27 protein-coding genes are annotated in these 18,793 nt (G+C 29.2%); all 27 read left to right on the forward strand.

Annotated elements, in window-relative coordinates; translation table 11 throughout:
• Position 1 precedes the first annotated feature (1 nt).
• The 27 genes from Q0975_RS09320 (at position 2) to Q0975_RS09450 (ending at position 18,792) form a co-directional block, all read left to right on the forward strand.
• Complete coding sequence (locus Q0975_RS09320; protein ID WP_299435593.1) at positions 2-421, forward strand: hypothetical protein; 420 nt, start codon at positions 2-4, stop codon at positions 419-421.
• Positions 422-434: 13 nt separating this feature from the next.
• Complete coding sequence (locus Q0975_RS09325; RefSeq protein WP_299435595.1) at positions 435-887, forward strand: hypothetical protein; 453 nt, start codon at positions 435-437, stop codon at positions 885-887.
• Positions 888-896: 9 nt separating this feature from the next.
• Complete coding sequence (locus Q0975_RS09330; protein WP_299435597.1) at positions 897-1,346, forward strand: DUF6756 family protein; 450 nt, start codon at positions 897-899, stop codon at positions 1,344-1,346.
• Between the two features lie 8 nt (positions 1,347-1,354).
• Positions 1,355-1,774: a DUF6678 family protein gene (locus Q0975_RS09335; protein WP_299435599.1), complete on the forward strand. Its 420-nt coding sequence runs from the start codon at positions 1,355-1,357 to the stop codon at positions 1,772-1,774.
• A 30-nt stretch (positions 1,775-1,804) separates the two neighbouring features.
• A complete protein-coding gene (locus Q0975_RS09340; protein ID WP_299435601.1) occupies positions 1,805-3,121 on the forward strand; it encodes a hypothetical protein in 1,317 nt (438 codons plus the stop codon).
• A 19-nt stretch (positions 3,122-3,140) separates the two neighbouring features.
• A complete protein-coding gene (locus Q0975_RS09345; protein WP_299435603.1) occupies positions 3,141-3,770 on the forward strand; it encodes a hypothetical protein in 630 nt (209 codons plus the stop codon).
• 204 nt (positions 3,771-3,974) lie between these two features.
• A complete protein-coding gene (locus tag Q0975_RS09350) occupies positions 3,975-4,463 on the forward strand; it encodes a phosphate ABC transporter permease (protein ID WP_299435605.1) in 489 nt (162 codons plus the stop codon).
• Between the two features lie 172 nt (positions 4,464-4,635).
• Complete coding sequence (locus Q0975_RS09355) at positions 4,636-5,109, forward strand: hypothetical protein (RefSeq protein ID WP_299435607.1); 474 nt, start codon at positions 4,636-4,638, stop codon at positions 5,107-5,109.
• Positions 5,102-6,481: an SH3 domain-containing protein gene (locus Q0975_RS09360; RefSeq protein WP_299435609.1), complete on the forward strand. Its 1,380-nt coding sequence runs from the start codon at positions 5,102-5,104 to the stop codon at positions 6,479-6,481. The genes Q0975_RS09355 and Q0975_RS09360 overlap by 8 nt, the downstream gene beginning before the upstream one ends.
• Before the next feature lie 148 nt (positions 6,482-6,629).
• Positions 6,630-7,118, forward strand: a complete 489-nt coding sequence (locus Q0975_RS09365) for a hypothetical protein (protein WP_299435611.1) — start codon at positions 6,630-6,632, stop codon at positions 7,116-7,118.
• A gap of 47 nt (positions 7,119-7,165) precedes the next feature.
• Complete coding sequence (locus Q0975_RS09370) at positions 7,166-7,618, forward strand: hypothetical protein (RefSeq protein ID WP_299435612.1); 453 nt, start codon at positions 7,166-7,168, stop codon at positions 7,616-7,618.
• Positions 7,619-7,654: 36 nt separating this feature from the next.
• Complete coding sequence (locus Q0975_RS09375; protein WP_299435614.1) at positions 7,655-8,008, forward strand: hypothetical protein; 354 nt, start codon at positions 7,655-7,657, stop codon at positions 8,006-8,008.
• Positions 8,009-8,039: 31 nt separating this feature from the next.
• Positions 8,040-8,549 carry a hypothetical protein gene (locus tag Q0975_RS09380; protein WP_299435616.1) on the forward strand — a complete coding sequence of 170 codons (510 nt, stop codon included), beginning with the start codon at positions 8,040-8,042 and terminating at the stop codon, positions 8,547-8,549.
• Between the two features lie 38 nt (positions 8,550-8,587).
• Positions 8,588-8,923 carry a hypothetical protein gene (locus tag Q0975_RS09385; protein WP_299435618.1) on the forward strand — a complete coding sequence of 112 codons (336 nt, stop codon included), beginning with the start codon at positions 8,588-8,590 and terminating at the stop codon, positions 8,921-8,923.
• Between the two features lie 80 nt (positions 8,924-9,003).
• Positions 9,004-9,207 carry a hypothetical protein gene (locus tag Q0975_RS09390; RefSeq protein ID WP_299435620.1) on the forward strand — a complete coding sequence of 68 codons (204 nt, stop codon included), beginning with the start codon at positions 9,004-9,006 and terminating at the stop codon, positions 9,205-9,207.
• Positions 9,208-9,230: 23 nt separating this feature from the next.
• Positions 9,231-9,791 (forward strand): hypothetical protein, encoded by a 561-nt coding sequence (locus Q0975_RS09395; RefSeq protein ID WP_299435622.1) that lies wholly within the window; start codon positions 9,231-9,233, stop codon positions 9,789-9,791.
• Between the two features lie 27 nt (positions 9,792-9,818).
• Positions 9,819-11,861 (forward strand): leucine-rich repeat domain-containing protein, encoded by a 2,043-nt coding sequence (locus Q0975_RS09400; protein WP_299435624.1) that lies wholly within the window; start codon positions 9,819-9,821, stop codon positions 11,859-11,861.
• A 24-nt stretch (positions 11,862-11,885) separates the two neighbouring features.
• Positions 11,886-12,146 (forward strand): hypothetical protein, encoded by a 261-nt coding sequence (locus tag Q0975_RS09405; RefSeq protein WP_299435626.1) that lies wholly within the window; start codon positions 11,886-11,888, stop codon positions 12,144-12,146.
• Positions 12,147-12,148: 2 nt separating this feature from the next.
• Positions 12,149-14,206, forward strand: a complete 2,058-nt coding sequence (locus Q0975_RS09410) for a leucine-rich repeat domain-containing protein (RefSeq protein ID WP_299435628.1) — start codon at positions 12,149-12,151, stop codon at positions 14,204-14,206.
• Positions 14,207-14,247: 41 nt separating this feature from the next.
• Positions 14,248-14,451 (forward strand): hypothetical protein, encoded by a 204-nt coding sequence (locus Q0975_RS09415; protein WP_299435630.1) that lies wholly within the window; start codon positions 14,248-14,250, stop codon positions 14,449-14,451.
• A 60-nt stretch (positions 14,452-14,511) separates the two neighbouring features.
• Positions 14,512-15,309, forward strand: a complete 798-nt coding sequence (locus tag Q0975_RS09420; protein ID WP_299435632.1) for a hypothetical protein — start codon at positions 14,512-14,514, stop codon at positions 15,307-15,309.
• A 96-nt stretch (positions 15,310-15,405) separates the two neighbouring features.
• On the forward strand, positions 15,406-15,717 hold the full coding sequence (locus Q0975_RS09425; RefSeq protein WP_299435634.1) for a hypothetical protein: 312 nt from the start codon (positions 15,406-15,408) through the stop codon (positions 15,715-15,717).
• Positions 15,714-16,193: an imm68 putative immunity domain-containing protein gene (locus Q0975_RS09430; RefSeq protein WP_299435636.1), complete on the forward strand. Its 480-nt coding sequence runs from the start codon at positions 15,714-15,716 to the stop codon at positions 16,191-16,193. Before Q0975_RS09425 ends, Q0975_RS09430 begins: the two co-directional genes overlap by 4 nt.
• Before the next feature lies 1 nt (position 16,194).
• Entirely contained in the window at positions 16,195-16,629 is a 435-nt protein-coding gene (locus Q0975_RS09435; protein WP_299435637.1) for a hypothetical protein, read from the forward strand.
• Between the two features lie 18 nt (positions 16,630-16,647).
• Positions 16,648-17,142, forward strand: coding sequence for a hypothetical protein (locus tag Q0975_RS09440; protein WP_299435638.1), 495 nt, complete (start codon positions 16,648-16,650; stop codon positions 17,140-17,142).
• Positions 17,143-17,458: 316 nt separating this feature from the next.
• A complete protein-coding gene (locus Q0975_RS09445; protein ID WP_299435640.1) occupies positions 17,459-18,175 on the forward strand; it encodes a hypothetical protein in 717 nt (238 codons plus the stop codon).
• Between the two features lie 5 nt (positions 18,176-18,180).
• Positions 18,181-18,792, forward strand: coding sequence for a DUF6714 family protein (locus tag Q0975_RS09450; protein WP_299435642.1), 612 nt, complete (start codon positions 18,181-18,183; stop codon positions 18,790-18,792).
• Position 18,793: the final 1 nt, after the last annotated feature.

Consider the following 18,793-nt stretch of genomic DNA (forward strand, 5'->3'; position numbering starts at 1 on the left):
AATGAACATTATAGGAGAAATATTAGATACTAATAAATTGAAGACAGTTTACGCAGTTTTTGAAGATAAAAAAAGTGTCGAGAGGTATAACAAAACATCCCAAAACGAATATCATGTAATAACGATTGATACGGTATTTCCCTTCTTTCTTGTTGAAGAATTTAGTGGTGAAGAGAAGCATTATCAATATATTACTAAAGATGAATTAGAAAACAGAATTCAAAAAATCAAATCCTTAGATCATGCTACGTTTGTGTATTTTAATTTATGGCGAATAGATAAGAATATGTACAACAAAGATTTTCCCAACGAACCCATATTAAGAGGCATAGACTTTCACATTCATTTTACAGATATAGATATCAAAGAAATTGAAAACAAAGGTTTTGATGCCTATTGGGGCGATATTAGAATAGCTTAAACAAAGTAGAAAAATGAAAAATGGATGTACCATAGCAGATGCAATGAATACGTATAACACTGCATTAAAGATTATACTATCTAAAGGATATAAAATTTTTCTTATACCTGATAAAAGAGAAGAATATATGGGTGATTTCTGCGCAGTTAAAGGCAATCGTAAATTCATTGGAGGTGATCCACTAAGAGTATTAGGACTTGTTTCTATTTGGGAGAATACTGGTGATGATTGGCAAAACAGTCATTTTTCTAAGCAAAATATAAGTGAAGAATCTTTATATGATAAAATCCTTTCTAGAGCATATCCCGATAGTGTTGAAGATTATAACAATTTATCAGATAGAGAATTTACAGACTTTGTATTGGATTATAGCATTTTTTTTAAAGACGTTTTAGATGAAAAATTTCCTAAAAATCCATCAAGGAAAGAAATGTTTCAATTAGTTAGCACATTTTACTTAGAATAAAAATTAAAAATGGGAACAACAAAAACAGAAATAGAACAAGCCATAAAAACACTAAAACTAAAGCAAGGAGATATTTGCTTAGTTTCAGATGTTAAAAGCTTGTATTTAGAGCTGTTAATTCACTTCGTAAAATCAGGCGATAGAAGATGGTGGTGGGAAAGTTTTAAACAAGAATCGTTTCACTTTAAAGAATATGAATTTCCATTTCAGCAAATAATCAATATTATCCCCAAAGATGTAGATACTGTTTGGCTAATGGTTGAAGATGACGAAGAGAAATATTATCCAATATACCATTGCAAACCATCCGTAATTGCCCAGTTGATAGGAGAATGTTCGGCTTTCGAATATTATGTAATCGACAAAAATAAACAATGGTTGTTATGCGAAAATCATAGTGATCAATTGATAGGTGTTGGAGAGCAGTTAAGAATTATAAATAAAAATAAGTTGAAGTAACGCAAACTATGTCTAGAGCAGATAAATATCAACTAAAACTACAGCAAGAAATTGACAGCAGAGCTAGTTTTATGAACACTACAAAATGGAACTTGTTGTTTTCAATTATAAAAGGTTTAGACGCTCCTTATATTACTCAAGTAAAGCTTCTTTTAGATGATAAAGTACGTGAACTAAGCATATCCAATCTAGAGCATTTGATCAACCAGAAGTATATAGAAGAATACTGGGGAGTTTTTGAATTAAAAGAAATAGAATGGATCTTGATACCTTCTGAAATTATAGTTGAACGTAAGCATCGAGAAGAATTTTTAGCACCAAAAATTAAAACTCAAAACATTGAATTAATAGAAAGAACACTACAAACAGGAAAACAGTTTGAATATGAGCTATCAGAATTGGGATTAAAAATTTACGGTTATAAATAAAAAAACCACTAACAAACGAAGGCAATTAATATGAAAAATAAACTCAGATCATTTATACTACTTACTATTTCATTATGTTTTTGTCTCAGCGCTTGTAAAGACACACCTACAACTCTCGAAAAAACAGCGAGCGATACAGAGCTTAAATCAGAAAAGAAAAAAGAAGAGCCTATAAAATCTCAATTAGAGAAAAAAACGCCTACCTCAAGTAAATTGAGTAGCGCGTTAAAACCCAATGAAAGAATAGAATTCGGTAAAATGTATACAGATACCGTAAATTTTATACGATTTGATGATAATTCAGATTATTGGTATTTTTTAGTTCAAAAAAATAAAGATCCAATACAAATAATGTATCACGCCGATATACCCATAAATGAATTAATAAAAGGAGATAAAATACTAATAGAGTGGGAAATGAAATCTTTACAAGAAGCAGGAGACGAAAATATTACATATGTAAAACCCTATTTAGTTTCATTCAAAAAAATCACCTCTACAAAACCCAGCGATAAAAATATAAAAGTGTTATGGCGTGAAACACTTTATGATGAAAGTTTAAAAACAGATGTCAATACCATTGTGCTTAACAAAGACTATCAAAAAAGCATCGCTAAACCCGAAAGAGCAGCTTTGGGCTATGTAGCTACGTTTATAGGAAACGAATGTGAATGGGATGGAAAAACAAATGAAAACAGAAGTAACCTTAAATGCAAATTATTATCATATTTAGATTTGGGATATCAATGCTCTGATAAACACTTAAATTTTTTGAAAAAATCATTTTCAAAAGATACGGTAGCCCTAAAAAAACTTAAAAGGTGTCGCACAATACCCAATACCGCTACTGTACAATCAACATTTAATACAATATCGATGAAAACCAATACAAAAGAACAAACGATATTGATTAACTATGAGGTTACAGTAATAAATATGCGAGAAGATAATGTATCCAGTTACACCAAAATTGACACATTTAAATATGATCAAGATCAAATAATATTACTTAATTCAGAAAAGATAGACAACAACTCGTCGGCTAATGTCACCGATAAGAATAATAATTCGTTCGTAATATCCTGTGGATCTGGATGTGCTATGACTTATTCCGAAAGCAAAATTGTATCGGAGAACAATGTAAAAGAGGTAACATTTAAAGTTGAAATGTATATAAATGAAAAGTTATCTGAGAAATACGATCAAACCTATATATTCAATTGCGATGCCTCAAACGAAGGAATACAATTACAATTAAAAGGAGATACAAATTATAAGATAGAAGACGAACATCCGGAAATTCAAGAAAAACTAAAATCGTACATAAGCAAGTTATGTAACCAATAGCCTTAAGAGATTATTATTAATGAAACTAATACTCACAGATAAAAACAACGAGCATAAAGCCGAAGTGCTTGTAGAAAGTTTCGAGGAGAATTTGGTACAAGGCATTATTGTGTCTCATACATTTGATACGAATTTGATTCAAAAAATTACAGAGTTTGAAGATCTGGTAAACAGTTTTGTTATCGGAGAATTATTAGACGAAATAACCGATCAATTAGACGCCTATGGATGGGAGGTAACTGGCAAAGATTGGACGATTTATGCTTTTCAAGTATTTGAGCTGAAACACATTTCATTCAGAATTAAAAAAAACAATAGTAATGTTTTTTCTAGTGTAGATTTTATAGCAGAACTGTCATTTTTAACTACTAAGCTAGGTGGCAGAAAAAACCCTGTAGCATCTGGTTATCGACCACATATAGAATTCGAAGAATATCCAGAATATCTAACTTCTGGGCAGCAAACGTATTTAGGGCAAGAAACCGTTGCTCCTGGAGCAACGGTACTAGCCGAAATCTCGATCTTGAGCAAAAATTATTTTGCCAATAAGTTGTATGAAAATATGACATTTAAATTTTGCGAAGGGCCGCATACAATGGGATATGGAAAAATATTGGAGGTTGTGAATTTGAGTTTGAAAATTAAATAGTCCATTTTTTTACAGATTTGAATAAATTATTTGTAGTAAATTAACACATATAGATTGCAACGCTACGAATATGGATTGACTATAGATTTATAAAACAATTGTATTTAATATAGTAGAGTGTTATTATTCATATACTATCAAATTAGATGTATAAAAGGAATAAAGGTATTTATACAAACAAGTTAGCCACCATACAGAAACGAAATGAAAATAAACCTAATTAATATCTTATTTCTAACAATCACTTTATTTGAGTTATATAATACAGTGTATTCTCAAAATACGGATATCTGGTCTGGTAATTTCATTTTGAAATCTTCAAAATCTGAAACTATCGACTCTATAAGAATAAGAAGAACTAATGATGTAAACAAAGATGATGTCGCTAGTAGATTTGAATCTGATTTAAGTCGGTGGAAAATAACTTCGAAAAACGACAACCATCAAAATGAAGTAATAGCAAGACGATTCCTTTTTGATATAGAAAATGATGAAAATGAATATGAACAATTTGATTGGACTGAAATGTATTTAAAAAGAGAAATAGAATGTTTAGATGCAGGTCATTTTTTTATTTGTCAAACAAAACCAAATAGTAACGTCAAAATTGAAAATGAATCCTTTTTTACCAAAACAGGTATTTTCGGAATAAGGCTGCATTATGGATTATTTGAATTAGAAAAATATGAATAAGCTTAAAAAGTACACTAGTAAACATTAGCTATAGCTCATTGCGGCTAAATCCCTTAATTGAAATTCATAGCAATTTTGCAATCTTATGGATGCATTGTAATGTTTCCTTAGGGAAATTCTGGAACAAGTCATACGTAAATCGTTAGTCACAAATAAAAAAAATCTCTAATAGATGGATTATAAAGAAATTGAAAACTGGATAAGAGAGAATATAACAAAGAATGGAAACGTATCACTACATATTTTTTCTAAAGAAGAGAAGATTTTTGAAAGTCCGTTTGGTTTTTCTCAAGAACAATCTGAATTGATTAATCTCAATGGATTTCTAAAAAAAATCGGAAAATCTTTAACTAAAGTTAGACAAATTAAAGCTGTTTTCTGGTTCAAAATAAATCTAATTGACAATGCTGTTTCAGATCTAGTTGGATTAGGAAAAATAACCGATTTGAAGGATTTAGAGTTAATGTCAAGCTTAATTATGTATGATAAAGCTGACCAAAACGGAGATGTAGTTGTTGGGATATTTGATACATCAAAAGAATGGTTAATAAAACTAACAAATGACCAAGACGAAAATAGAGTTTATATACGGTTGTATGGGAAAGGTAAAATAATTGAATTGTTGAAAAACAAAGCCAATGGCTAACCATAGCCGAGACGTTAGCAGTAATTACCTAAATAAATATCATTTATTAATGAAAAAAGCAATTATACTTCTATTAGTATTTCAATTTCAATCCGTTATCAGTCAAAAAACTTTTGAACAAATCATTGGTGAAATTCCTTTTTATCCAGACTTTGGTTATTATGATAGTGCCGAAAAAAAACAAGGGTTTTCTATACAAAATGAAACTCAACTTTTAAAAAGATTAAAACTTCCTCCTTTAAAAAATAGAGAATATTATATTACAGGTAAATATGAAATAAACAATTTAATTGTTCTGTTCTTTTCAGAATATTCGGTTTACGAAAATATTCATTTTGCTATACTTCTTGATACATCATTAAACATAATAGATAGGTTAGAAGAAACTGCTTATAGTAATGAAGAAGGTTTTTATGGAGTAAACTCATGGATAGACTATAATATGTTAACTGTCAATATTCATAATATATATAACAATCCAGAATACGTAACAAAACAATATTCGATTACAGATAGAGGTTTCATCCCTATAAAAAATCAGGTTATTATAAAAACACCATCAGGAATTAGAATACGTAATAAACCAACAACAAATAGTGCTGTAATAGCTACTGCACCCAATCTAGAAGTTTTTGATTACTTATCTCACGATTCAGAAGTAGACTCAACATCTGTGTTTGATAACGGAAAATATTTAAAAAATAGGTGGTTAAAAATTGCTACAAAAGATTCTACACAACAATTGGGATATGTTTTTGGTGCGTTTGCAAAGAGGCATATTGAGGTAACTACTAATGAATATAAGGTGATTCTTGATGAAATATCGGAAGAAGAATTTCATAAAGAAAAAGATAAAAACAAGAGTACTCCATCTATCGAAAAAATAACAGCTGTTAAAAAAATAAAAAGTATTTTAAAAAATCAATTAATCGGAGCGTATGATGAAGATAATAGTTTTATTATAAAAAAAATAGTGGCTGACAACGGTAAGGAATTCAGTGGCCTTTATGAAGAAGAATGTGAGATTATGGCATACTATCCTAAATATCATTATTTGTTATTAGAATGTGGTCATTCTTCTGACTATTTAATACATCTAAAAAATGGAGAAGATGATATTAATCGAATAGGAAATCCGGATTATTACCTATCATCTCCACAATATACATTTCGTTTAAATGGCTATTATAGTGGACAATCGCACGTTCATTTTTTAGAAAAAAATAATAAAAATGCCGCTCCAGAGTATATGTTCAGTATTTCAAGTCTTATTCAGTCAGATTACCTAGAAGCATATTTTTGGAAAAACAATAATACGATTTTATTAAAAGCTGAAAATATGTATTATAAAATACGATTACAAAAGCTTTAATTACTTGGTCTACATTGTTTGCTCAGAGCGTGATGCATAATTAAAAGATGAATATATCACAAAACGACAAGTAATTATATCCGCGCTATCAAATTAGAAGTATGAAATGAATAAGAGGTCTGACAACTTGTTGAAATAGTAAATGCGTATGAAAAATAATTTTGAGATAAGAGCAGTAAAAAAGGAGGATAAAAAAATAAGCTTCGATTTTTTTATAGATGGAAAAGCACTGTCCGAATGGTTACATATTAGTCGTTTTGATTTAGCATATTCTGATTTTGATTTAGATACACTTGAGGTTGATACATCTAAGTTTCTGAATTACGATAGAACAAAAATCAACAAAAATGCTGTTGCTCAGTTCTTAGGAAATAACCAACCATCCAATCAATTTGATACAAACCGAATTGTGTTATATAGATGTCATTGTGGTAGTGATTATTGCGGTGTTATTTCATTTATTTTGGATAAACAAGATGATTTGATAATCTGGAAAGAGATCACCTACGAGAATGATGATTTTGAATATGATAAAGAGATGGAAAACAGAGGAATACAACCAATAAAGGAACTGAAATTTTCCAGAAAGGAATATGAATTAGAATTTGAAAACTATTTAGGAAAATACTGTGTCTGATATGGTATAAATAATAGAGATGAAATGAACCTAAAATATAAAATACAATGGCTAAAAAAATAGTATTAAATCTTAATATACTAACTATTATAATCTTGTTTTTTAGTTCTCATGGAAAAGCACAAGAAATGACGAATATTTATAAGACAGAACTAGAAAGTGAAACTTGGATAACTGACAAAATATTAGGGTTAGACCCTAACATTAAACAATACAACTTAACAAAGTTTATTGAAAGAAAATTTGCAGGGAATCTGACTAGTTTTGGAGATAAAATGGTTTTTAATAGTAGTTATGTTGCACCTTGTGCGAATGACAATTTTACAACAGCAATTGGAAAATATGAATTCTTTGACAAAGAAAAAATAATCATTTCTGTTGACACTGTTACGTATTCTGGTGAATGGAAAAAACCAACGGAGCTCAGAAAACCAAAAAAAATAATTTTTTTAATCTCTAAAGTTGATGAGACAATAATCTTTACAAAACAAAGTGATTAGAAAAACGGACCAATAACTTAATCAATCAAATGATACATGGCGTATACAATTAAAAAAACTGAAATTATTGACTATTCACCAGCATCTTTAAAGGATTTCGAATTATTGATGTATGAATATATAGACAACCTACATTTTACTTTAAACCCCAAAGAATGTTTGAAAAATGCGGATGAATATATTGCGATTGCCAAAGAAAGATTTCTAAAATCTGGTTGGGCAGGAGACGGCAATATAGAATTAATTTGGGTACCACCTTTTATGCTAAAAGATCAAAATGGGAAAACTTTATATTGGGAAAAAACAAAAGGGATTATTGTCTGGCATGTGAAACAAGAAAGTGATGGAATTTCTTGGTTGTTAATTCCAAGTGAATTAAAACTAACGTAAAAAACCTCATCTTCAATCGTAGATAACAATAATGAAAATTAATAATCCAGTACATATTAGTCTAAAAGACTTTTTTCTAAAAGAACAATTTGACATTATAAAAGTTGGACAAACAAAAGAGTGGATTTTAAATAATTTTCCTGAACCTGACGATGATACTGATATGGGAAATGGCTTTAGTATTATCAGATATGGATGGATTGAACTTCATTTTGACCTTGATAAATTATTTCTAATATGGTGTGATAGCCTTCCTTATATAGAAGACAGTGATCAAATTAAATATGATAAATGGATGCTTGCAAACCTAGATGAAATGACATTAGAACACATTCAAAAAAGCCTTAATTCAGAAAGCGTTAATTATTTAGTAAAGTTTAACACTGAAGAACAGCATGTTATTGTCAAAATAAAATATAGTGGTGTCAATCTTTGGTTTCATCCCGAAACCGAAAAAATGAGTAAAGAACTTAATAAATATAAACTATTTGCATTTGGGAAAAGTGAAGAAGATTATGATAACTTTAATAGAGGTTTCTAATATAGAAATTATGATAACAGGATTTGAAAAATAGAGAAATGGAAATTAATTACAATAACATACTCAAACTTTTAAATGCTGAGTCAAAAAAAATAATAGAAGAATTACGAATAAATAGGACTCAAGATTTAGTAGCTAGAAAAAAAGAAGTTGATAATGCCATTACATGGTTAAAAAAAGGAATGGATCATCAAATTCATCCAGATTTGAATATTGTTATGATACCCGAAAAAACGACAAAAACACCATCTTCTGAATATCGGTTAATAGAGGATCATGAATCTGACGAAAGAAAATACTGGACAGAAGTTAAACTCGATGATCAGGAATTAAGACCGATGCCTGGGAGTTTTTTAATGATCAAATATAAATGAATCTACTAGAAAAAACCATACATAATTTGGGGTTCATAAGAACCATACATCATAACGAGCAAATATTTAAACTAGTTTGTTTGATACGTACAGAAGACAGACGTCCTTTTCAGGCAGATTGGTATAAAGGAAAAGAGTCTTATCTAGTAGCAGTAGATGAAAATGGACATTTTTTCCTTAGACATTCTGGAGGTTATATTTTTAAGTTAGATCCAAGTACTAAAAAAGAACAACAGATTGCTAAAAGTGAAAATGAATTTATCAATATAATAGCGTGGGATTAAAGGACTAACCCGATTGAAGGAACATGAAATTCTATAAAGAAAAAATATACATAGAAAAAGAAGGTAAAAAGGTATATGGTGAAAGATTACCCGTAATTATTCATAATAATGGATACTACTTGTCAAACATAACTGTATTTGAAGATGGATTCATCGATTGTTGGGGACTTAAAGATTTAGCCCAAATCGAAAGTGAAATCAAGTCAGGAAGACTGTTGCAAAATATTCCAGATGATGTCGAATTAGAATGTAGTTTGGGAACTATAAAAAGCTCAAAGTTTATTCCTAAAAAAAGCAATGAGGATTTCATTAAAGAAATTGAAGATCTCATAAATGCTCTTAATAATCGGGGTACCAGAAGAATAACTTGTGAGAATTCATTTAAAAATTATCTGATCGAGCCATCAGAACTCAATTTAAAAAGCCTAACAGATGCATATAATGATTTGCCCTCTCATCAAAAGGTAATATTCGAATATATTGACCAGAAAGACCCTTTGTGTAATTTAATGAATGGAAGAGAAGAATTCACATTAGCATATAGAAAATCTATATTAAAACATTATTTCAAGATAGAATTGTAAAAGTAATGGCACTCATCTAGAATCAATATGGAAGATCAAATACTACAAATAGAAAAACTACTAAACATAAAACTTCAAAAGCACGATTATAAAAAAGAACATCAAGTAAATACGTATAGTACCTGGACACAATTAGAAGGTATAAGAGAGTTAAAGTTAGAAAATTGTAGCATTGATGATATTAAGTTATTATTACCATTCTCAAAAAACTTACATACTCTAAAATTGATAAATTGTACCATTGGTAGTATTTGTGATTTGTTTTATTTTGAAAATTTATGTAATCTAACGCTAGACAATATTGACATTCAAGATTTAGAGAAAAGCTATACAAATAAAGATTGTAGCATTAATTATCAAGGATGTTTGATGGAAATAAACTTAGAAAACATGAGCATCAAGCATTTAGGTGTTTTAGAACCTATGGCCGCAAATTTGGTTCATGTTTTTGTTACCAATTGTACTATTCATAATTTTTATGAGGTAAATCTATTTCCTAAACTCTATGACTTACGACTAGATGGTGTAATTATCAAACAATCTGCTGAAGATGTAATTTATGAGTCCGATTCTGAAAGAAATTTTACTTGGTTATCTCTTTTCAACATGGAGTTCGAAGATATTAATTATTTTATTCCAATATCAAAAGGTTTGCATGGGATTACAATCAATAATTGTACTATTGGTAGTATCAGAAAATTAATTGAATTTACTAGTTTACAAGAATTTGAAATAGATGCCTCAACGATAATTAAAGATATAGCATCATTTCGGCTTAAAGAATGTATCATTTCGGCAAACGAAGATGATGATGATTCAAAAGCATTAGATTTTAATTTAGAAAAACTAGGAGCTATAGCTAATAGTATAAAAACAATCACTTTTAAAAACGATACGATATCTAATCTGTCATATCTTACAAATTTTGGTGCATTGACAGCACTAAAATTCGATCGAGTTACGGCAAGATTAGGTGATTTTTTACCCATAGCAGCGCAAATTAGTTCTTTAGATTTTTCAGAAACAACTATTAAAAATAGATCACAAATACAGCAGTTTAAGAATCTAGAAGTTTTAAAAATAAATGCCGATACTGCGGAGCAGAGTTTTGTAGATTTCAAAACACTTTTGCCTTTAAAACATCAATTAAAGAAATTAGAGCTTTGGGAATTTTTAGATGGCGGTATTAAGAACTTAGAGCTAATAGAAGAGTTTACAGCACTAGAATCTGTTTTTATGTTATATGCTTCAAAAAAAGTGGCAAAAAGTGTTTTTACATTACCTAGTTTAAAAAAGTTATCGATCAATATTCGAGCAAAAAAAACGCAAACATTTAATCTAAAAACTCTTAAGAATATAGAAGAACTCTATATAGAAAATAAAAATCCAATTGCACTCAAAAGTCTTGCAACTCTTCAGCATTTAAAAGTATTAAGTCTAAAAGATTTTTGTAGTGCAAAAGGGATCCATAAAATTAAAAAACTTCAGTATTTAAAGATAAATGAAGCAATAGATATAAGTGAGCTACCTGCAATAGAAACACTTACAAAATTAGAAATTGATGTAGATGAGACATATCAAATTTCAGATCTAGAGCAGTTCCCTAATGTAACAGATCTTTCAATAAAAGGAACGAACAAAATAAAACTAGGTTATTTGCCCAATTTAAAAGTGTTAGATATTTCCAGCACATTCCCAAAAGAGATTGATTTTTTAGAAAGTTTACCCAATCTGGAAAAACTGTCTTTAGAAAATAACTGTCTAACTGAGGTAAAAGGCTTAGATAAACTTACTAGTTTAAAAATGTTGAATCTTTCAGAAAACACAATTCAAAATATAAATGGTTTAGCAAATTTAAAAAGTTTAGAGTATTTGAATCTATATGAAAACAAAATCTCTGATATACGTATATTAAATAACCTGCCTAGTTTAAAGCAAGTTAATATAGCAGGAAACCTTATTGAAAAACCAGAGGTTTATAAACAATTGAACAAGCCCGAAGTAGCTATTTTCTATGGGTTACCCAAAGTACCTTTTTGGATATGGGAAGACCAAGATTTTGAATTGTAATAGCTGTACAAAACAATACATAAAATGAACTTAGAAGAAATAAAAAAAGAAGCAACACAGTGCAAATTTGATGATATAGCATCACTATCCATAAAAATTGCTGAACTCAAGGATAAAGGGGTTGCATTTTTAGGTTGTGTAGCTTTTGTTCAGGTAAACCAAAGTATTTCTTTAAAAGAAGCTCAAGAATTAACCTTGATGCTAGAAGCATACACCAAAGGCGAAAAGAGAAGGATCGAAGAGGGAATTGACGTAATGTTAAGTGATTTTAAAGAAGAAGAATAGTTATGGACAAACTTAAAAACATAGAAAAAGCACTCAATATAACGTTTGAAAAACACGACTATAACAAAGAACAAACCAATGTATACGAAACTTTTGGAGAAAACAATAGAGTAGCTACTTTAAAGGTTTATGATATAAGTATAGATAATCTAGATCTCTTTTTGCATTTGGTTAAAGAAGTATCCAGGTTAACCTTTGTCAATTGTACAATTAAGGATATTAGTGACTTAATTAAGTTCGAGAAGTTGTACGAATTTACATTAGACAATGTTACAATTACAAACATCGATGAGTTGTATCATACTAAAAGTTGTACTACAGCATACGATGGAAACTTAAAGCATATCTACTTTAATAATATGACCATAAGTCATTTAGCAGTATTGCAACCTATGGCAAAAAAAATAGATCATATTTTTATTACAGATTGTATAGTTCATAATTTTTACGAGGTCAATCTGTTTCCAAAACTATATGATTTACGCCTCAATGGCGTGACCATTAAACAATCAGATAATGATATCATTCATAAAGCAAATCCCGATAGGAATTTTATACGCATACGTTTAGCTGATATGACCTTTGATACTATAGATCTGTTTTTACCAATATCAGAAAATGTAAAACATATTGACGTAAATGGATGTACTATCAATACAATTAGAAATATCGATCAATTTTCTAAGCTAGAGCGTTTAGAGATTGATTCTAGTACAGGTATTAAAGATCAGGTACTATCTAAAGATAAAGCAACGACGTTTACCATAAATTACTGTATAGTAGGTGAAGAAAGGTCTTATCCAAAGGCAAAAGTCAACTTGCAAAACTTAGCGTCTATAGCACATTATATCAAAAGTTTAGAATTTCATCAATACGTACCTGATGATATGCTTTTTTTAACACATTTTACCCAACTCGAAAAATTAGAATTTACATATAGTGCTGTTACCATTAGTAATTTTATACCCATAGCACATAAAATAAAAGAAATTCATTTTAATCAATCTGAGTTAAAAGAATCAGATCAGCTTGCAAATTTCAAACAATTAGAAAAAATTACATTTTATACCAATCCGCATGAAAAAGGATTGATAGATTTTAAAAAACTATTACCACTAAAACATCAGCTTAAAAAATTAAGAATAAATGAGGATGAAGTTGCTAATATGGAAGCTATTAAAGAGTTTACGGCCTTAGCATCTTTAGACGTAACAGTAGAATCAATAGAAGCAGCAAAAAGTATTTTAGCATTTAAAACCCTTAAAAAATTACACATCTATGTAGATATTGAACCTGAACCAAAAGATGCTGTCGTATTAGATGTAAGTGCTTTGAAAAAATTAGAATCCTTAGAGTTTATGTTTTATTACGCTATCGATTTTAGAGGTCTGGAGAATTTACAGAAGCTAAAGTATTTTAAATTTTATGGGGATTTAAAAAACACGAACTTAGATACCTTACAGAACCTAAAGTACTTACGGTTAGATGAAGATACTGATATAAACAAAATACCTAAAATCGAGTCGCTTACTACCTTAGAACTTGATATTTCAGAAGAATCTAAAATTGATACTTTAGAACAGTTTCCTAACTTAGAGAATCTAAAAATACAAGGAGGTAATAAAATTAATTTAGGCAAACTGAGTAAACTTAAGGTATTGAAAATACAATTGGACTTTAATTTTGCCGACACAATATGCTTTGATAATCTAACCAGTCTTGAAAAACTAGACTTAAGTTGCAGTAATATAACTCAAGTAAATAATTTAGAAAAGTTTACGAATTTAAAGGTATTAGACTTATCAGAAAATGGCGGGATAGAAAATATAGATGGATTAAGAAATCTCAAAAAATTAGAGGAACTCAATTTATATGATAATAAAATTTCGGATATCAGTGTGTTAAATACATTGCCATGCTTAACAGAAGTCAATTTAGAAAGTAATGAATTAGACAAAAAAGAATTTTTACAACAACTAAATAAACCAGAAATAGCCATTTTTTATGGGTTGCCATATGTGCCCTTTAGGATATGGGACGATCAATATTTTAAATTGTAAAAATGAAAAAATTGAAGGTATTTATCTTTTAGGATACTAGTATGAAATATGAACTTAATAAAGGGGATTTTGTAAAAATTGGTAATGATACAGGAGTAATCGTTTCTCTTGCAGGAGAAAAAGATACGCCTGCAGAACATGTAGGGGTTTGGTTTGGAGAAACAAACGAAAAAGAAAAACCTAAATATAGAACAGTGCCGATAGATTATTGCAAGAAATTAAATTCAATAGATGTTTATCATTGATTAAAACCCAAATCGTTGGGAAGAATATATAATAGACAAAACACTTACGATACATAAACAATGATACGATTAGATGAATCACATATTTGGAAAAAATTAAGCAGTCCATATGGGAACTCAGAAGTAATTCCATCACTAATTCACGAACTTTCAAAAACGTTGAATAAAAAAATTGCAGATGAATTAATCTGGGAACATATTTATCACCAAGGATCGGTATATGAAAATACACTTGCTACGATACCTCATCTATTAAAAATAATTGAAGAGTCCGATGATATCGAATTTAATATTGATGTATTAGCTTCTCTAGGAGTCGTTTTAATTTACCTTGACAATGTATCAGAATTAGAACAAATATTTGAAGAGGATCATCTTAATGAAAAAGAAAAAAATAGAATTCAGATTTCATTTATAGATTCAATAGAAAAGTTTAGAAGCCTTGTAAATAAATATTCACACAATACTGAGATTTTGGATGAAGACTCCAAAAGGTTTTATTTAATCGCATTTTTAGTTTCCATAAAAAGACATAAAGAAGCTGAAATATTTAAGACCTTTAATATCAATGACGAATATATTTTTGTGTGCCCTAATTGTGAAGAAGAAACTTTTTTATGGAATGAAGAAAATGTTTTAAACGCATATAGCAGAGATCCCACGTTAAATAAAAATCAGGAAAAATTAAGAATTGATGTAAATAAGTCAAACACAAATCTAGAGTGGTTAGAAAAACCAATTAATCTAATGAATATAAATTCACTAAAACCATTAATCCCCTATTTTAAAGGAGATACAAATTGTCATAGTTGTAATAAAAAACATAACGTATTCACAGGAATAATGAATAGTATATAAAAACTATATTCAAATTACTAAAAAATGTTTTTCAGAATGGGGATTGTATGGAGATGGAGAAATTAGAATGAATTATAGCAATAATGTAGATATAGAATGAAAGATAAATTAATCCCATTAGAAATGATAAAAGATGATCACGAATTCTGGAGAGGAACACGTTTTCGGCACTATGGAGTCGGTTTAAATGTAGAAAGTAAAGAAGATGATTTTTATGAATATATGCTTGCCGAAATTCCTGGAGAAAGGGATTTTATGTTATTAACTTGTGTTGAAGGATATAAATCCGGTTGCGCATTGTCTTTGGTTAAAATACTAGATGATAAAAGTAAAATTGTGGTAACCGGAAAAGCTATTAAATATTCGATGGGTACTAAAAACACATATCTAAAAACAGAACAACTATGATAGAAAATTGGAAAGACACTGCATTTGGTTCTGATTTTGGAGGTGATTTCTTAGAGCTAGTTGAAAATATAACTAGTGATACACTTACTATGAATTTGATATATACCAACACCGATGTAAAAAAGTATATTGATAATCCAGATTTACTTAAAGAACGAACTGATAATAATGTGCAATTCACAAATTCAAAATTCGAACAATACATTCATTTCGAAGATTTGATTATTGCACTTTCAGTAATGATTGTAGAAGCTGAACTGAATGGAGAAATTGATTTAACGAAAGCATACGGTAATAAAGTACTGAAATTTCAAGCCGAAAAAGAGGAAATCAAATCAATACACAGCGCTTTACAAACAATTTATAATAGTCCAGACAGCTATGTTATGTTCGAAATGTGTATGGAAGAAGAACGAGAAGAAACACTCACCGATATAAAAAATATACTAGCAGCTTTTGAAAAAATAATGAACTAAAATGGAGATAAATTTTGACCTTATTGGAGAAAAAAGCACTCCGAATATTGACTTAATAAAGAATATGATCAGTTTTTCTATACCAAAATCATACTTAGAATTTATTGAAAATCATGGTTTCGGAGTTGTTTCAGAAAATGTTGAATACCTGAACATAATAGCACCAGATAAAAACTTCTTTGAAAATAATTTTAAAGAAGATATTGATTTATGGGAATGGAAAGACAATTCACAAAAAGACAAAATACATAATAGTCTATTAATCGCTCACACCTTTGATGGCCAACATGTATACTGTACTGAATCTTCTTTTTTGATACTTCCTAGATTCGAAACTCCAATTGAGTTCTATACTTTTAATGAAGTAATAGAATATTACACGAAAATTTATAATATGGTTAATACAATCAAATATAGAAGTCATAAGGGATATTGAAAAAATGAAAAAAATTAGATGAGTTTAAAAATAATTGCAGAAAAAATAGTCGGGAGAAGCCTTTTTTCAGAAGAAGGGATAAAGAAATCTGGTATTCTCGAACAAGAAAAGCTATTGAATATCAAAATCCCATCTGCACTCCAAGAACTGTATCTTACCTTAGGAAACAATGCATTATTTATTGATGGATTTCATCATTTTTCCAAAATTACAACACTATTTGTTAAAGATAATAAGTTAGTATTTCTTCAAGAAAATCAGTCTGTAGTGTATTGGGCTGTTGATTTAACCGATTCAAAAACAGTGTATCAAACTACCGATCAAAATTTTGATCAGCATGTTGAATGGTATAGTGAAGAACTACGTTTAGATCAATTTATTGAAATGATCTTATATATTCAATGTGTTATGTCTGATGAAAGTTTTCATGCAAAGGCAAAAGCGGATTTCAATATTTTGCATCTCTCGATATTAGTGAATATTATAACAATGAAAAGTCTAAGAATTTTATAGATAATCTAAACAATGATTTTAGAGAAATAATAAATGGTAATGGATTGACGATCTATTGGAACCCTGAAACAATACTCATGTATTTTCTCAATAGAGAAAATAAAATAAGTGATATGATATTGACATGTACAAAAAATGAAGATGTACTTGATAGACTGATTGATGAATATGGATTTGGTGAACTATAAAGCGAATATAAATTGTCGCTCTACGGATATAGATTCGTTATTGTATTAAAACAGTAAGATGTTTACTATTACAATAATATTAGCAAACAAACAGATGCACAGTTTGCTAAAAACAAATTAAAAATATTTTGAACATAAGAGATCGATATCAAGAAATAATCAAAGGAATGGAGTCTGAGGACAGACTTATTCAGTGGGATACTATGGTTACATGGTGTAAAATATGGATCGATGTTGAAAAAAAGGAATTAAAACCACTTCTTGATTTGATAATCGATATAAAGGAAATTGGTTTTTGGGATAGTTTTTATCCTAGCCAATCTCACCGTGCTTTAGGGATTTGTTTAGGTAAAAACTATACAGAAAGGTATGAATTACCAATGGTATACATTAGTTATAATCCTACAGAAAAAAACTTTGCAATTCAGTATCAAAAAGGTCAAGGCGGAGAGACTATCAGAACAGAATGTGGAACTAAGGTTTCTAAAAACGAGTTTAAAGAAATACATGAGTGGTTGAATAACAAAACCTGTACTCGTGTAAATTATAATAAAAAGGAAGAGTCTAAAATATATATAGATTTTAATGCTATGATAGAGCGCGATTTGATTCTGTTATCAAAAACTGATTTCAAAAAAGACGCTAATGGTAATACAATTCAATTAAAAGAAGGTATGAAAATCAAAGTATATATGGATGATAGAGATGAATTTGATAAACGAGATGATTTAATAGCTTACGGAACAGTAGAACAAAATAACAGTGGAGTATTTACAACCTGTAAATGGAATTTTCGTGTAGATACAAATGGTATTCGTCATGAATCAGAGTTATCCCAAGATTAGTGAATATGATTACAAAAAGTGAATTAATCAATGATGTATATATAGCATTTATAAATGTAAAACTTGAAGATGGTATTGGATTATGGGAAGCGCAAGGACATGACGATAGATTAAGTCTTGCAGCATGTAAAAAACTAGGAGCTAAAGATGAAACAAACGACTGGAAAAAAATTCCTTTGATTCATTTATATCAATGTAGTAGTTCTTTGTCATTTCTTGATGCTAAAGGTATGCTATTTCATTTTCCAATGTATTTATTGTTCGCTTTGGGAGTTTTTAAAAAAGAACAGGAAGAACTAGTATTGAAAGGACTTACAAAAGGTTGCTCAGAATCTGATATTGAAGGAACGTTAATATCTATTACAGATTATAAAAATGATATAAACGACATTCAATACAAGCATTTCTATACGGAACGTTTTTCGTTATTTAATAGTGAACAATTAAGATGTATAACGAAATATCTAGAATACAGAATGCTCGAATTAGAAGTATACTATAAAACGGATGCTGCTAAAAAGTTTGGTGTATTACCTACATCTATTAAGTATGACAAAGATTATATACAATTGCAGGAAGCTATATCTTGTTGGGTTAATAAATTTAAAATCAAATAAG

The organism is uncultured Aquimarina sp., assembly GCF_947500065.1.
In the GTDB taxonomy this organism is placed as follows: Bacteria; Bacteroidota; Bacteroidia; order Flavobacteriales; family Flavobacteriaceae; genus Aquimarina.

Excerpts from the sequence above, each read along its gene's own strand:
- Q0975_RS09365 (WP_299435611.1), top strand. The coding sequence starts at position 6,630 with ATGAAAAATAATTTTGAGATAAGAGCAGTAAAAAAGGAGGATAAAAAA.
- Q0975_RS09325 (WP_299435595.1), top strand. The coding sequence starts at position 435 with ATGAAAAATGGATGTACCATAGCAGATGCAATGAATACGTATAACACT.
- Q0975_RS09355 (WP_299435607.1), top strand. The coding sequence starts at position 4,636 with ATGGATTATAAAGAAATTGAAAACTGGATAAGAGAGAATATAACAAAG.
- Q0975_RS09435 (WP_299435637.1), top strand. The coding sequence starts at position 16,195 with ATGGAGATAAATTTTGACCTTATTGGAGAAAAAAGCACTCCGAATATT.
- Q0975_RS09330 (WP_299435597.1), top strand. The coding sequence starts at position 897 with ATGGGAACAACAAAAACAGAAATAGAACAAGCCATAAAAACACTAAAA.
- Q0975_RS09345 (WP_299435603.1), top strand. The coding sequence starts at position 3,141 with ATGAAACTAATACTCACAGATAAAAACAACGAGCATAAAGCCGAAGTG.
- Q0975_RS09320 (WP_299435593.1), top strand. The coding sequence starts at position 2 with ATGAACATTATAGGAGAAATATTAGATACTAATAAATTGAAGACAGTT.
- Q0975_RS09450 (WP_299435642.1), top strand. The coding sequence starts at position 18,181 with ATGATTACAAAAAGTGAATTAATCAATGATGTATATATAGCATTTATA.
- Q0975_RS09440 (WP_299435638.1), top strand. The coding sequence starts at position 16,648 with ATGAGTTTAAAAATAATTGCAGAAAAAATAGTCGGGAGAAGCCTTTTT.
- Q0975_RS09395 (WP_299435622.1), top strand. The coding sequence starts at position 9,231 with ATGAAATTCTATAAAGAAAAAATATACATAGAAAAAGAAGGTAAAAAG.
- Q0975_RS09425 (WP_299435634.1), top strand. The coding sequence starts at position 15,406 with ATGAAAGATAAATTAATCCCATTAGAAATGATAAAAGATGATCACGAA.
- Q0975_RS09375 (WP_299435614.1), top strand. The coding sequence starts at position 7,655 with ATGGCGTATACAATTAAAAAAACTGAAATTATTGACTATTCACCAGCA.
- Q0975_RS09340 (WP_299435601.1), top strand. The coding sequence starts at position 1,805 with ATGAAAAATAAACTCAGATCATTTATACTACTTACTATTTCATTATGT.
- Q0975_RS09415 (WP_299435630.1), top strand. The coding sequence starts at position 14,248 with ATGAAATATGAACTTAATAAAGGGGATTTTGTAAAAATTGGTAATGAT.
- Q0975_RS09385 (WP_299435618.1), top strand. The coding sequence starts at position 8,588 with ATGGAAATTAATTACAATAACATACTCAAACTTTTAAATGCTGAGTCA.
- Q0975_RS09410 (WP_299435628.1), top strand. The coding sequence starts at position 12,149 with ATGGACAAACTTAAAAACATAGAAAAAGCACTCAATATAACGTTTGAA.
- Q0975_RS09370 (WP_299435612.1), top strand. The coding sequence starts at position 7,166 with ATGGCTAAAAAAATAGTATTAAATCTTAATATACTAACTATTATAATC.
- Q0975_RS09420 (WP_299435632.1), top strand. The coding sequence starts at position 14,512 with ATGATACGATTAGATGAATCACATATTTGGAAAAAATTAAGCAGTCCA.
- Q0975_RS09335 (WP_299435599.1), top strand. The coding sequence starts at position 1,355 with ATGTCTAGAGCAGATAAATATCAACTAAAACTACAGCAAGAAATTGAC.
- Q0975_RS09360 (WP_299435609.1), top strand. The coding sequence starts at position 5,102 with ATGGCTAACCATAGCCGAGACGTTAGCAGTAATTACCTAAATAAATAT.
- Q0975_RS09380 (WP_299435616.1), top strand. The coding sequence starts at position 8,040 with ATGAAAATTAATAATCCAGTACATATTAGTCTAAAAGACTTTTTTCTA.
- Q0975_RS09400 (WP_299435624.1), top strand. The coding sequence starts at position 9,819 with ATGGAAGATCAAATACTACAAATAGAAAAACTACTAAACATAAAACTT.
- Q0975_RS09350 (WP_299435605.1), top strand. The coding sequence starts at position 3,975 with ATGAAAATAAACCTAATTAATATCTTATTTCTAACAATCACTTTATTT.
- Q0975_RS09405 (WP_299435626.1), top strand. The coding sequence starts at position 11,886 with ATGAACTTAGAAGAAATAAAAAAAGAAGCAACACAGTGCAAATTTGAT.
- Q0975_RS09430 (WP_299435636.1), top strand. The coding sequence starts at position 15,714 with ATGATAGAAAATTGGAAAGACACTGCATTTGGTTCTGATTTTGGAGGT.